13 protein-coding genes are annotated in these 13,368 nt (G+C 60.4%); 8 read left to right on the top strand and 5 right to left on the bottom strand.

Features of this window, described 5'->3' with window-relative positions; translation table 11 throughout:
• Window positions 1-58: 58 nt before the first annotated feature.
• From INR99_RS12135 to INR99_RS12125, 3 genes are all read left to right on the top strand, one after another.
• Window positions 59-760: a DUF2461 domain-containing protein gene (locus INR99_RS12135; RefSeq protein ID WP_194116613.1), complete on the top strand. Its 702-nt coding sequence runs from the start codon at window positions 59-61 to the stop codon at window positions 758-760.
• A complete protein-coding gene (locus INR99_RS12130; RefSeq protein WP_194116612.1) occupies window positions 760-1,128 on the top strand; it encodes a hypothetical protein in 369 nt (122 codons plus the stop codon). Before INR99_RS12135 ends, INR99_RS12130 begins: the two co-directional genes overlap by 1 nt.
• Before the next feature lie 61 nt (window positions 1,129-1,189).
• Complete coding sequence (locus INR99_RS12125; RefSeq protein WP_194116611.1) at window positions 1,190-1,894, top strand: YceI family protein; 705 nt, start codon at window positions 1,190-1,192, stop codon at window positions 1,892-1,894.
• Between the two features lie 292 nt (window positions 1,895-2,186).
• Here the strand turns inward: INR99_RS12125 and htpG are convergent, their stop codons facing one another.
• Entirely contained in the window at window positions 2,187-4,091 is a 1,905-nt protein-coding gene (htpG, locus tag INR99_RS12120; RefSeq protein WP_194116610.1) for a molecular chaperone HtpG, read from the bottom strand.
• A gap of 167 nt (window positions 4,092-4,258) precedes the next feature.
• Between htpG and INR99_RS12115 the strand changes: the two genes are divergently transcribed.
• Together INR99_RS12115 and INR99_RS12110 are read left to right on the top strand one after the other, a co-directional pair.
• The gene (locus tag INR99_RS12115; protein WP_194116609.1) at window positions 4,259-5,038 is read left to right on the top strand and encodes a ParA family protein; all 780 of its coding nucleotides are present in this window, start codon (window positions 4,259-4,261) and stop codon (window positions 5,036-5,038) included.
• 80 nt (window positions 5,039-5,118) lie between these two features.
• A complete protein-coding gene (locus INR99_RS12110; RefSeq protein WP_194116608.1) occupies window positions 5,119-6,024 on the top strand; it encodes a response regulator in 906 nt (301 codons plus the stop codon).
• Between the two features lie 78 nt (window positions 6,025-6,102).
• Here the strand turns inward: INR99_RS12110 and INR99_RS12105 are convergent, their stop codons facing one another.
• On the bottom strand, window positions 6,103-6,897 hold the full coding sequence (locus tag INR99_RS12105) for an MOSC domain-containing protein (RefSeq protein WP_194116607.1): 795 nt from the start codon (window positions 6,895-6,897) through the stop codon (window positions 6,103-6,105).
• Complete coding sequence (locus tag INR99_RS12100) at window positions 6,897-9,170, bottom strand: DNA internalization-related competence protein ComEC/Rec2 (RefSeq protein WP_194116606.1); 2,274 nt, start codon at window positions 9,168-9,170, stop codon at window positions 6,897-6,899. The genes INR99_RS12105 and INR99_RS12100 overlap by 1 nt, the downstream gene beginning before the upstream one ends.
• Before the next feature lie 31 nt (window positions 9,171-9,201).
• Between INR99_RS12100 and INR99_RS12095 the strand changes: the two genes are divergently transcribed.
• Together INR99_RS12095 and INR99_RS12090 are read left to right on the top strand one after the other, a co-directional pair.
• Complete coding sequence (locus tag INR99_RS12095; RefSeq protein WP_194116605.1) at window positions 9,202-10,371, top strand: UbiH/UbiF family hydroxylase; 1,170 nt, start codon at window positions 9,202-9,204, stop codon at window positions 10,369-10,371.
• A 15-nt stretch (window positions 10,372-10,386) separates the two neighbouring features.
• Window positions 10,387-11,148 carry a DsbC family protein gene (locus INR99_RS12090; protein ID WP_194116604.1) on the top strand — a complete coding sequence of 254 codons (762 nt, stop codon included), beginning with the start codon at window positions 10,387-10,389 and terminating at the stop codon, window positions 11,146-11,148.
• Between the two features lie 69 nt (window positions 11,149-11,217).
• On the opposite strand, the gene INR99_RS12085 is transcribed toward INR99_RS12090, so the two are convergent.
• On the bottom strand, window positions 11,218-12,108 hold the full coding sequence (locus INR99_RS12085) for an NAD-dependent epimerase/dehydratase family protein (protein WP_194116603.1): 891 nt from the start codon (window positions 12,106-12,108) through the stop codon (window positions 11,218-11,220).
• 52 nt (window positions 12,109-12,160) lie between these two features.
• On the opposite strand from INR99_RS12085, the gene INR99_RS12080 reads away from it, so the two are divergent.
• Window positions 12,161-13,186, top strand: a complete 1,026-nt coding sequence (locus INR99_RS12080; RefSeq protein WP_194116602.1) for a CDP-6-deoxy-delta-3,4-glucoseen reductase — start codon at window positions 12,161-12,163, stop codon at window positions 13,184-13,186.
• Here INR99_RS12080 and INR99_RS17445 read toward each other — a convergent pair.
• A partial coding sequence (locus tag INR99_RS17445) for a hypothetical protein (RefSeq protein WP_228098280.1) occupies window positions 13,158-13,368 on the bottom strand: 211 nt, incomplete at its 5' end. The genes INR99_RS12080 and INR99_RS17445 overlap by 29 nt on opposite strands.

The raw sequence follows: 13,368 nt of genomic DNA, 5'->3' as shown, positions 1-13,368 counted from the left end.
CCGCGAGTGTGATCATCTCCGTAGGCCTTCGCGCTCTGCCTTGGCACTAGGAGACTGCATGACAACCCTGAATTCCGCGACCATGACCTTTCTGGCTGATCTGGCGGCCAACAACCGGCGCGAATGGTTTGCTGCCCAGCGTGATCGCTACGACGCGGCGCGCCTTGACGTGCAGCAATTTGCCGCTGCGGTACTTGAAGAGGTGTTGTGCATTGATCCGCTCATCCCGCCCCAGCTCAAGGGCAGCCAGTGCGTGATGCGGCTGTTTCGCGACACCCGCTTTGCCAAGGACAAGGCTCCGTACAAGACCAACTTCGGCATCGGTATTTCGCGTTTTGGCAGCAAGCTGGTCGAGCCGGGCTATTACGTGCACATCGCACCGGACGCTTGTTTTATCGCGGCTGGCTGGTGGATGCCGCCTGCCGACGGATTGAAAGCGATCCGCATGGCGATCGCCGCGCGCGGTGACGTGCTGCAGGGCGTGCTGGCTGCACCGGCCTACCAGCAGCATTTCGCCGGTTTCGACGATTATGCCGTGCTGAAAACCATGCCGCGCGGCTTTGCCAAAGACCATCCGCACGCCGAACTGTTGCGGCTGAAGAGTTTCACCTGCAGCCAGCCACTGCCCCCGGATGCCTACCAGCAGCCTGACTGTATCGCCCGGATTCCTTCAGCGTTTGCCGCAGCGCGCCCCATGCTTGATTTCCTGCGCGGCGCCTTGGGCGAGGCCGGCTATGCCCCCGGCAAGGGTGAGCGCTGATGCGGCTGATCTGGGCAGATAGCGAACTCGCCCGAGTCGAACACGCAGATGGCCTGCTCGCGCTGCACTTTTCAGCCGCTTTGCTGCGTGATGCCCGCGGTGATGAAGGCTGGCAGCGCGGGCTTGTCGTCGAATTTGCGGCCAGCCAGGTACGGGGCACGCCGGCCGACTGGCTGGGGCGCATCGTTTCAGCGCGGCTGCAGCTCGCAGGCATGCCGCAAGCACAGTTCGGCCCCGGGGGGCATCTGACCGGCCCGATTGTCTGTGACATTTGCTTTGCCCAAGGGGGCGAGTTGCAGCTTGAGGCCTGCAGCGCCAGTTGCCGTGTGCTGGAGGGCCATCCCTTGCAGGGAAATTTCAGTTGCTAGTTCTCGATCGTTATGCACAGTTCCGCCAGAGGCTTGGCGGCCAGAACACCCGGAACCAATCATGAAGCCAGCACTCAGTGTGGCGTTGCTCGGCTGCAGCCTGCTGCTAGCCTGCCAGACGCCGACTGCCAGCCTCAGCCAGCCCGCTACTGCGGCGGCAATAAGCACCGACCGCGCCGTCATTCCTGCGGGCGTCGCCTATGCCATCATTCCCGAGGCCAGCGAATTGCGCCTGCTGGTCTACCGCGCCGGCCCGCTGGCACGGCTGGGACATAATCATGTGATCCGCAGCAATGATCTGCAGGGCGATATCGTCGTGGCCGAGGATCTGCGGCAATCGCAATTCCGGCTGCGGATTCCCGTAGCGGCTTTTCGTGTCGACGAACCGCAAGCTCGGCAGGAAGAAGGGCAGGAATTTGCCATTCTCCCCGATGACGAAGCCATTGCCGGCACTACGCGCAATATGCTCGGTGAACGGGTACTCGATGCCGGGCGCTACCCCGAAATCCGCATCGAATCACTGGCGCTGAGTGGCCCGGACTGGGGACTGGATGCCACCCTGCACATCACCCTGCACGGTGTCAGCCGGATCCAGACCATCCCGGTTGCCATCGAGCGCGAGGGAAAAACGCTGCACGCTACGGCATTGTTTACCATCCGCCAGCGCGAATTCGGCATTACCCCGCTGAGCGTACTGGGCGGTGGATTGAGCGTTGATGATGCGGTGCGGGTGCGCCTGCGGCTGGTGGCGCGGCAGCAAGATTGACGGTTGGATCGTGGCTGACAGAAACGGAATCCTGCCTGGCTCGAACTCCTGGGCAACTCACTGCTTGTAGAAGTTCGCAACTTAAGCACCGCGTGCCTCACACAAATTGCTTACTGTATTTCAAAAAAAGGTCTGTGACGGTATAGCGTAGGTTGAGCAAAGCGAAACCCAACTTTCCGTCGTCATAGTTGCATGCGCGGGGAAAAGAAAACCGGCCAGTGGCCGGTTTTCTTTGGGTATGTTCCTGAGGGTTTTTATTGGAAAGGCCTGCAGGTCAATACGTGGTCATGTATTACGCCATGCTCAGCATCAGGCTATTGAGGCGCTTTACAAACGCGGCCGGGTCGTCGAGCTGGGCGCCTTCGGACAGCTGCGCCTGATCGAACAGCAGCTCGGTCCAGTCGTGGAAACGTGCGCTGGCGATTTCGCTCTTGAGCTTTTTCACCAGCAGATGCTCGGGGTTCAGCTCCAGAATCGGCTTGGCACCCTTTACGTCCTGCCCGGCGGATTTCAGCAGGCGTTCCAGATTGGCGCTCATGTCGGCGTTGTCCACCACGATGCATGCGGCGGAGTCGGTCAGGCGATGGGTGATGCGCACGTCCTTGACCTTGTCGGCCAACACTTCCTTCACTTTTTCCACCACGTCCTTCAGATCAGAAGCGGCGGCTTCCTGCTGTTTCTTCTCTTCCTCGTCCTCGAACTTGGAGAGATCCAGCTCGCCCTTGGCGACGGATTGCAGTTTCTTGCCGTCGAACTCGTGCAGGCTGGATACCACCCACTCGTCGACACGGTCGCCGAGCAGCAGCACTTCGATGCCCTTTTTGCGGAACACTTCCAGGTGCGGGCTGTGTTGCGCGGCGGCGAAGGAGTCGGCGGTGATGTAATAGATCACGTCCTGGCCTTCCTTCATGCGGCCGATGTAGTCCGCCAGGCTGACGACTTCCTCGTTGGTATCGAGGTGCGTTGAGGCAAAGCGCAGCAGGCCGGCGATCTTGTCCTTGTTCGCAAAATCTTCGCCGACGCCTTCCTTCAGTACGCGGCCGAATTCCTTCCAGAACTTGGCGTACTTGTCCTTCTCGGCCTGCTCGTCGGACGTGGCCATGCTTTCCAAGAGGCCCAGCACCTTCTTCACGCAGCCGGACTTGATCTGCTCGATGTCCTTGCTGTGCTGCAGGATTTCGCGGCTGACGTTCAGCGGCAGATCGGCGGAATCAATCACGCCACGCACGAAGCGCAGGTATTGCGGCATCAGCTTGTCGCTGTCTTCCATGATGAAAACGCGCTTCACGTACAGCTTCACGCCGTGGCGGCGCTCGCGGTCGTACAGGTCAAACGGTGCACGTGCCGGGATGTAGAGCAGCTCGGTGTATTCCTGGCGGCCTTCGACCTTGGCGTGACTGAAGGCCAGCGGGTCTTCAAAGTCGTGTGCGACGTGCTTGTAGAACTCGTTGTATTGCTCGTCAGAAATTTCGGATTTGGGGCGGGCCCACAGGGCGCTGGCCTGATTGACGGTTTCGATTTCGTCACTGATTTCGACGTTGCCGTCCTTGTCGTAGCCAGGCGCTTTCTGCATGCGGATCGGCAGGGTGATGTGATCCGAGTATTTCTTGATGATGCTGCGCAGACGCCAGTCGGACAGCAGCTCGTCTTCGCCTTCCTTCAGGTGCAGCACGATTTCGGTGCCGCGGCCGGCCTTTTCCACCGCTTCGATGGTGAATTCGCCATCGGCCGCCGATTCCCAGCGCACGGCCTCAGTCGCCGGAGCACCTGCGCGGCGGGTCGTGAGGGTGACTTTGTCGGCGATGATGAAGGCCGAATAGAAGCCCACGCCGAACTGGCCGATCAGGTTGGCGTCCTTCTTGGCGTCGCCGGAGAGCTGGCTGAAAAATTCCTTGGTGCCCGAGCGGGCGATGGTGCCGATATTGCTGATGACTTCTTCGCGGCTCATGCCGATGCCGTTGTCCGCGATGGTCAGCGTGCGGGCGTCCTTGTTGAAAGACACTGCGATGGCGAGTTCGCCGTCGTTTTCATAGAGGGACGCATGGTTGAGCGCCTCGAAGCGCAGTTTGTCACAGGCGTCAGAGGCATTCGAGATCAGCTCGCGCAGGGCGATTTCCTTGTTGGAATACAGCGAGTGGATCATCAGTTGCAGCAGTTGCTTCACTTCTGCCTGAAAGCCGAGTGTTTCCTTGGCCATGGTGTGAAAACTCCGTCAAAAAATGAGTTGGTGGGTGTTGTGTGCAGCACATGGGGGCGGGATGAAAGCGCTTCAAGTACCCCTGGGTGCAACAGGGCCTTGTTTTGCTGATGACCTTCGTCAGACTTGCCGTGCTATATTGCCGAAAACACGTAGCGGGGCACGATATGCAGGTACGGGTGGTTTTCAACCAGAAGGGCGGGGTGGGCAAGTCGACGATTGCGGTCAATCTGGCCGCGGTGGCCGCCAGCACCGGACGCCGGGTGCTGCTGATCGATCTGGATCCGCAGGGCAATGCATCGCATTACCTGCTTGGCGAGGCTGCCCGCGCAATCAGCCCGAATCTGGCGGATTTCTTCGAGCAGGTGCTCAATTTCAGCCTGTATGCCAAGCCGCCGCGTGAATTCATTCATGCGACTCAGCACGCCAATCTGCATCTGCTGCCTTCAAGCCCGCTGATTGCCGAGCAGCAGGCCAAGCTGGAAGCGCGCTACAAGATCTACAAGCTGCGCGAAACCCTCAATGAACTGGATGGGCAGTTCGACGAGGTATATATCGATACGCCGCCGGCGCTAAATTTCTTTACGCTCTCGGCGCTGATTGCCGCGAGCGGCTGCCTGATCCCCTTCGATTGCGATTCCTTCTCGCGCGATGCCTTGCTGGGGCTGCTCGCCCGGGTCGAGGAAATCCGCCAGGATCACAACGGCCGCCTGCAGGTTGAGGGCATCGTGGTGAACCAGTTCCAGCCGCGCGCTTCCTTGCCGGTGCGTCTGGTCAGCGAGCTGGAAGAACAGGGCTTACCGGTGCTGCAGTGCCGGCTGTCCAGTTCGGTGAAAGTGCGGGAATCGCATGAACAGGCGGTCCCGCTGATTGCACTCGACCCGCGCCACAAGCTGGCCCAGGAATTCGTAGCCCTCTATGGTGAATTGGCGACAGCCCCGGCCTGAGCTGCCGGCTAGATGGGCGAATACTGATATAGTGCCGTAATTACCCGGTAGGGTATGGATAGACTCAAGTGGAAAACAGCATGACAGATTTAAGCCGGCCGGCAGGCCGTGTTCTGGTCGTTGATGACGAGCCCTTCAATCTGGAAATTCTGTCGGAACACCTGCAGGATGCCGGGTATGAGGTGGTGCTGGCAGAAGACGGCTTGCAGGGCTGGGAAATCCTCACTAGCGACGAGCAGGGCTTCGATGCCATTTTGCTGGACCGGATGATGCCCCGCATGAACGGGATGGAGTTGCTGGCGCGCATCAAGCAGCGAGGTGATCTGCAGCATGTCCCCGTGATCATGCAGACGGCAGTGGGGGCGGCTGAGAATGTGCAGGAAGGCCTGGCAGCCGGTGCCTACTACTACCTGATCAAGCCCTTCCAGCGGGAAATGTTGCTGGCGATTGTGTCGGCCGCGGTCAGTTTCCATCACGAGCGAGTACTGCTGGAGCGCCAGCTGGCCGAGCAGGTCGGTGCCTACCGCATGCTGGAGCGCGGCGAATTCAGCTTTCGCTCGCTGGATGAAGCACGGCAGTTGACGCTGCTGCTGTCCCAGACCTGCCCGGAGCCGCAGCGCGTGGCGCTGGGGATTTCCGAGCTGCTGGTCAACGCGGTCGAACACGGTAATCTGGGTATCCGCTACAGCGATAAAACGCGGTTGCTGCAAACCGGGCGCTGGCAGGAGGAAATCGAAAACCGGCTGCGCGATCCCTTGTTCGGCGAACGCCGGGTGCGGGTATTGGTCGAGTCCAGTGCGGATTATGTGAGTATTCGCATCGAAGATGAGGGCGAGGGCTTCGACTGGCAGCCCTATCTGCAATTTTCGCCCGAGCGGGCATTCGATCCCCATGGCCGCGGCATTTCGATGGCCAAGCTGATGTCCTTCGATGAGCTGGAATATCAAGGGCGGGGCAATTGCGTGGTGGCGCGCGTGCGGCGCTGATTGCCCGCCATGAAATGCAAAAGCCTGCAGGTATTGCCCTGCAGGCCTCATTTTTTATTGCCTGCAGCCGTATACCCGTTAATCAACGTATTCGAGTATGTCCACGGCCATGCCGGCCTGCAGCATGCCGTGTCCGCGGGCAATGGCGTTCATGCCGAAAATCACCCCTTTTTCGCCGCGGCGCAGTTTGCTCAGCGCCCGTAGTGGCTGTTGTTCCGGATCGGGGTGTGCGGTCATCGGATCCAGGGTGGTCATGATGCAGCGCTCGCAGGGTTTGACCAGCTCGATGTCGATTTCGCCGATGCGGATGCGTTTCCAGCGATCTTCGGCGTAGGGGTCGCTGCCAGCGATCACCAGATTGGGGCGGAACCGCTGCATGGGCAGCTTGCGGCCGATGGTGTCATTCAGGGCGTTGAGCGAGCCCTGCCCGATGATCAGCAAGGGATAGCCGTCGGCAAAGCCCAGCGGGACATCGCTGGTGTGTTTGACTCGCCGCTGCGGCGCGGCGCCGGCCCAGTACAGCTGCACGTCGCGCTGCAGGTAGCGCGACAGCCAGCGATCGCCATGCTCCGCACCCCGCCAGCCGCTAAACCGGGTGCCCCAGACCTCGCAGTCGACTTGCTCGCTGAATTCACCGTTGCGTACCGACACCGGCGGCAGACCGGGGGCCGTCAGCGTGATCTGCTGTGCATCGGCCTGGGCATCGATCAGCAGCAGTTCGGGACAGCTGCGCGCGCTCAGGAATTGCCCGTCTGCCGTGCCGACCATCCACTGCCGGTCCAGTGCCAGCCCCTGCGGGCTGACCGTTGTTGCCGCAGTCGCCTGGCCGCGGCCGGATTTGAGCGGGTAGTGATACAGGGCGGAAAGGCGCATCAGGGAGCATCCGGAGAGTCAGCGTTCCCCGCAGTGTACCAGTAGCGCGGCTGCAGTTCGCGCCAGGCATGGAGCTCCAGCAGCCTTCCGCCGCGAATCAGGATGGCGCCTTGCAGGTCAGTACGCCACTCCCGGCTGCCTTGTGCCTGAACGCGCTGCCGGGTCGCCGCTGCCGGGTGGCCGAAGCGGTTGCGGTAGCCGGCAGAGTAGATCACATGCTCGGGCTGCAACGCGGCGAGCCAGTCGCTGCCGGTCGAGTTTTTGCTGCCATGGTGACCGGCAACCAGCACATCGATATCGGGCAGTGCATCGGCCAGCAGCAGAGCCTCTTCGGGGAGGCCCATATCGGCCGGAATCAGTATCCGCTGGTGGCCGTTGTCGATCAGCAGCGTGCAACTGCTGGCGTTGTCGCTGCCGCTAAACCCGGCCGGCGGCCACAGCCAGCGAAAGGCGATGCCATTCCATTCCCAGCTTTGTCCTGCAGTACAACTGTGAACGGTGCGCCCAGCCAGCAAGGGATGATGAGAGGGGAGTGAATGCCAGAGCGTGCTGTGTGGAAACTGCGCCAGCAGGGCCGCGGCAGCACCGATGTGATCGTTGTCGTTGTGCGATAACACCAGCACATCGGGTGCAGTTGGAAACTGGCTCGCAAGCAGGCGCTCACTGCCGGGCGGGCCTGTGTCGAACAGCAGCGAGTGCGAGCGGGTTTGCACTTGTACACTTAATCCCTGGCCGATATCGAAGACGGTGACGGCAAATTCACCGTCAGCCAGTGGCTGTGGGGGCGAGCCAGTCAGTGCCGGCAATAAGGCTATGCCTCCCAGCCAGCGACCGCTGAGCCCGCGCGGTGCCAGTAACAATGTCACGCCGCCAGCTGCAAGCAGTAGTGCCCAGGCAGAGGGGGCGGCCAGTCGCAATGTGGCATGCGGCGCAGCGGCCAGTTGCTGCAATACAAGATCCAGCCAGCCAAACAGTTTTGCGGCCAGTTGCAGTAGTTCGTCGCTGGGGTCGAGCAAACCCAGCAGGGTCAAGGGGGTGACCAGCAGGCTGACAAGGGGAATCGCGATGGCGTTCGCCAGTGGCGAATAGAGGGGCAACTGGCCAAACCACAGCAGCAGCAGGGGCGCCGTGGCGAGTGTGGCCGCCCATTGGGTTTGGATCCAGCCTTGCCAGCGTGCTCCGGTCCGCAGGGAGGCGAGGCCAGCCCAGAGCAGTGCCCCTACCGTCAGGAAGGAAAGCCAGAAGCCGGGGCTAAGCACGGCAAAGGGATCAAGAGTGACCACCAATGCCAGTGCCGCCAGCCAGATCAGGCTGCCGGGCCAGGGGCGCTGTTGCCAGAGCGCGAGCGCCGCGAGCAAAAGCATGATCAGAGTACGCTGGGTGGGTATGCTCATGCCCGCAAGAAGGCTATAGATGATGGCAGTACATACCCCGGCAATGATCGCGGCGCGTGGCGCGCCGAAACGGCTGCATAGTCGTGGTATTCGGCGCCAGATGCTGCGGGTTGCCAGCGCCGCCAGTGCTGCCAGCAAGGTGATGTGCAGGCCGGAAATGCTGACCAGATGCGTGATGCCCGTTGCGGCAAAGCGTTGCCATTGTTCGGCTGGAATGGCGCTCTGCTCGCCAATTGCCAGCGCGATGATGACCCCGGCGTATTCACTGTGCCCTAGTGCTGTTTCCATGCGCTGCTGCAGCAGGCTGCGGAGCTGATCCACAGGTGCGGACAATCTCGAGTCCTGCAAGGGTGTGCCGCTGCGGATGGTGCCGGTGGCGCCGAGGTTCTCCTGCAACAGCCAGCTCTCGGCATCAAAACTGGCTGGATTCTGCATGCCGTGCGGGCGCTTGAGCGAGACCGTGAACTGCCAGCGTTGTCCGGGGACAGGGGTGATTGAAGGTTTGTACCAGCGCAACAGGATGCGCGCGGGTAATCCGTCCTGCTGGCCAGGATCCGGGGCAAACACCAGACGCAGGCCATTGCGGGCGTTCTGTGGCAATCCTTCAATCCGGCCGCGCAATTCCATTGTCTGTCCTTCCAGTGCGGCGGGCAGGCGTTGTTCAAGGCGAGTTCTGGCCTGCCAGCTGGCATGGCAGATGCCCAGCGCCAGGGCGAGCAATAGCGACCCGAGCATTCGCGTGCGCCGCAAGCTCATGGCCAGCAATCCGGGCAGAAAGAGTAGTGGCAGGCTGGATGCTGCCGGCAGGCTGGTCTGCTGGTGCAACAGAACCACGCCGGCGACAAAAGCCGCCATGGGAAGAAGCAAGCGCAGCAACATGGTTTCAGTCTAGGCTGTTAAACTGCCCGGCATGGATAAGCTTGATTTCGACGTGATCATTGTTGGTGGGGGGCTCGTTGGCGCTGCGCTGGCGCTGGCGCTGCGGAATTCGCCGCTGCAGGTGGCGTTGCTGGAAGGCGCTCCGCCAGTCGCGGACGTTCCCGAAGACTGGGATGCGCGGGTCTATGCCATTAGTCGCGCCAGCCAGCGCCTGCTGGAGCGCATTGGCGCCTGGCAGCGTCTGGATGCGTCCCGTGTCGCGCCGGTCGTGGCTATGGACATCCGGGGCGATCGCAATGCCCATCTGCGCTTTGATGCGCTGGAGGCCGGCAGCGAAACGCTGACACATATTCTGGAAAACCGCCATCTGCAACATGCACTGTGGCAAGGGCTTGCGGATAGTCCGAACGTGACCGTGATCACCCCGGCTCAGCCCGAGACGCTGCAGATCGATGCGTCCTGTGCTGCCCTGCAGCTCAAGGATGGTCGCCGCCTGCGTGCGAGCCTGATTGTCGGGGCCGATGGCGCGAATTCCTGGGTACGCCGGCAATTGGGGATTACGCCGAAGATCATGCCCTACGAGCAGTTTGGTGTGGTGGCCAATTTTGCGACCGAGCGCCCGCCACAGGGGCTGGCGCGCCAGTGGTTCCGCACCGACGGCATCCTGGCCTGGCTGCCGTTGCCGGGTAGGCGGATGTCGATGGTCTGGTCATGCAATCAGGCCCGCAAGGATGAGCTGCTGGGCCTGAGCCCGGATGCGCTGGCTGCCGAGGTGGCTGCGGCAGGGGGGCGACTGCTGGGCAATCTGGAGGTGATTACGCCGGCACAAGCCTTTCCGTTGCGGCTGAATCATGTTCCCGAAATCGTGCGCTCAAGGGTGGCGCTGGTTGGGGATGCCGCCCATACGGTGCATCCGCTCGCCGGTCAGGGAGTGAATCTTGGCTTTGGCGATGTGGCATCACTTGCTGGTATTCTTACAACGGAACTTCCCGCGCGGGTTGGCGACTATCTGGTGTTGCGCCGCTACGAACGGGAGCGTCGTGAAGCTGTGCTGCTGATGCAGGGTGTCTGTCATGGCCTGCAAAAGCTTTTCAACAATGAAAACCCGGTACTGGGGAGTTTGCGCAACTGGGGGCTGGGGCTGACCAACAGCCTGCCCTGGGTCAAGCAGCAACTGATCCGCCATGCCATGGATGCCTGACTGAAAGGAATTGCAATGTTGCAACATCGTCGTATTGCCCTGGGTTTGCTGCTGGCCGGCACACTGATTTCCACCGGTTGCTCGGCGGCGGCTGACAGTGGTGCGCCTCCAGCGGACCTGAAGGCCAAACTGAGCAAGCACATCAACCGCGAAATCACCTCGATCAGCAAGACCCCGATCAAGGGCTTGTACGAGGTCGTCATCGACAAGCGCGAGATCATCTACAGCGATGCCAAAGGCGAATACATTGTGCAGGGCGATCTGGTTGATCTGGCCAAGCGCATCAGCCTGACCAAGGAACGCGAAGCCGAGTTGTCCGTCACGGATTTCAGCAAGATACCGCTGGCTGATGGCATCAAGGAAATTCGCGGCGATGGTTCACGCAAGCTGGTGGTGTTCTCGGATCCGGATTGCCCGTTCTGCAAGAAGCTGGAGCAACAGAGCCTGGCCAGCATCGACAACGTGACGATCTATACCTTCCTTTTCCCGCTGTCGATTCATCCTGATGCCGAGCGCAAGTCCCGCCTGATCTGGTGTGCGGACGATCAGGCTACAGCATGGAAAGGCTTCATGTTCCAGAATCAGCTTCCGGATAACAAGGGTGAGTGCCCGAATCCGGTGGCCAAGAACCTGAAACTGGGTGAATCGCTGGGCATCAACGGCACGCCGGCGCTGATTTTCGAAAACGGTCGCATCGTCGCGGGTGCGGTGCCGGGAGACGTGATTGACCGCTTGCTGAACGAGGCCAAGGCCGAGGCGGCCAGCAAGAAGAAATAAGAGCAGGCGGTTTTCGCTGCTGTTCAAGGGGTATGGCCTGGGGTTCCTTTTATAAAAGGGTTTTCCGGCTCATACCCCTTCGTTTTTGACAAAATCCAGTGCGCAGGGGTGTTTCAGCCGGACGCGCAGTTCTGTTTTCATTCGCTGGTTATCCAGTTGCCTGGATTCGCGCATGAATGACCAGAGACTGGTGCCGACGAGTGCGGGCGCTTCCTGCCGGCAGATGCGTTGCGGGAGCGGCAGCTGATAAGTGTTAGCCAGAGCATCGAACCAGTCTCCCATTTTGACCGGACAGTCGTCGCTGGCGTTGTAACTGCGCAATGGCCTGCCACGAAAGAGCGCCAGGCAGCAGATTTTCGCCAGATCATCAGCATGGATATGATTACTGAAACTGTCTTCGGCTTGGTGCAACACCGGCGTTCCGCGTAACAGTCGCTCCAGCGGCAGTCGATCTTCCGCATAGATTCCCGGTGCGCGCAGGATGGCAAGCTGGATGCTTTGTCGCTGTGCCCAGCGACGTAGCGTACGCTCGGCACTCACCCGTCGCTTGGCGCGGGCGGATTCAGGCTCGGCGGGGTGGGTTTCATCAATCCGTGCACCCTGACAGTCTCCATAAATGCCACTGGTGCTGATGTAGACGGCATGCCGGGGGGGGTGTGATACCATTCCCTTACGGCGTGGGCGGCCTAGCGCCTGGCAGAGTCTGACTGTACGCAAATCCTCGGGGTGCTCTGCAGAGGGCGGGGCTGAGTGCAGCACGTAATCGGCCAGGCCGGCCAGCCGCTTCAGGCTAGTGCGATCATCCAGATCCCCGTGCAGCAAATGTACTCCAGCTGCACGCAATGCAGGCTGCTCGATGCTGCGAACCAGTGCAAACAGCTGGAAGCGCTGACTCAGCCACGGCAGGGCTCTGCGTACGACATCGCCGCAGCCGATTATCAGTAGACGTTTTTTGCGCATCGCTGGGTCTCCGGTGTCTGGCGCTGCGCGCCATTGCGAGAGTATATCGAGTATGAGCAAGCAACTTACCATTGAGCCTTCGGGCCAGCAAATCGAGGTTCGTGACGGCGAGACCTTGCTGGATGCCGCATTGCGTTCCGGTTTCAATATGCCCTATGGCTGCAAGAATGGTGCTTGTGGCGCCTGCAAGGGCAAGCTGCTTTCCGGTGAGGTGCAGCACGATAGTCACTCGGATTCGGCCCTTTCGAAATTCGAGGCCGAGCATGGCTGGGCGCTCTTTTGTTGTGCGCACCCCGAGACCGATGTCGCCATCGAGTGCCGCGAAATCGCGGCGACCAAAGATATCCAGATCAAGACGCTGCCTTGTCGTGTGCAGAAAATTGACAAGGTGTCGCACGACGTGGCGGTATTGTCATTGAAGCTGCCAACCACCGAGCGTCTGCAGTTTCTGGCTGGACAGTACATCGATATTCACACCAAAACAGGCAAGAAGCGCAGTTTCTCGATCGCGAATCCTCCGCATGCTGCCGAGTATCTTGAACTGCACATCCGCAATGTGCCGGGGGGCGAGTTCTCCAATTACGTCTGGAACGAGATGCAGGAGAAGGAGATCTATCGTTTTACCGGGCCACTTGGGTCATTTTTCTTGCGTGAGGAGAGTGACAAGCCGATCATTTTCCTGGCTACCGGTACCGGTTTTGCGCCGATCAAGGGCATTCTCGAGCATGCCTTCAATAAGGGTATCAAGCGTGAAATCATTCTTTACTGGGGTGCGCGTACGCTGGCGGATCTTTATATGCCGCAGTTGCCGGGGCAATGGCAGCAGCAGTATGTGAATTTCACCTTCATTCCGGTGTTGTCCGAGCCGGCGCCGGAAGATGTCTGGCAGGGACGAACCGGCTTCCTGCATGAGGTGGTGCTCGAAGACTTCGGCTCGCTGGCGCATCATCAGGTCTATGCCTGCGGTGCCCCGGTGATGGTGGAGGCGGCATACAAACACTTTGTCGCGCGGGGTCTGCCTGAAGAAGAATTCTTCTCCGACGCCTTTTTTACTGCGCGTGATTTAGCCAAGCCCTGATTTGTTGTCTTAAGAAACAGCCGCTTATCGATTTATGCGGCTTTTTTCGTGCTGCGGGTGTTGACGCTTTGAGGGTTGAGCCGTATAGTTCGGCCTCTCTGCTGCTGACGCAGCGAAACAAACGAAGCGAAACGACGAGTTTAGCGAGTTTGGCGGCGTCAGGGCAACGATCTTTAACAAAT

The sequence above is a fragment of the Chitinilyticum piscinae genome (assembly GCF_015223195.1).
GTDB classification, from domain to species: Bacteria; Pseudomonadota; Gammaproteobacteria; order Burkholderiales; family Chitinibacteraceae; genus Chitinilyticum; species Chitinilyticum piscinae.
This window is presented reverse-complemented; position numbering and strand designations above follow the sequence as displayed.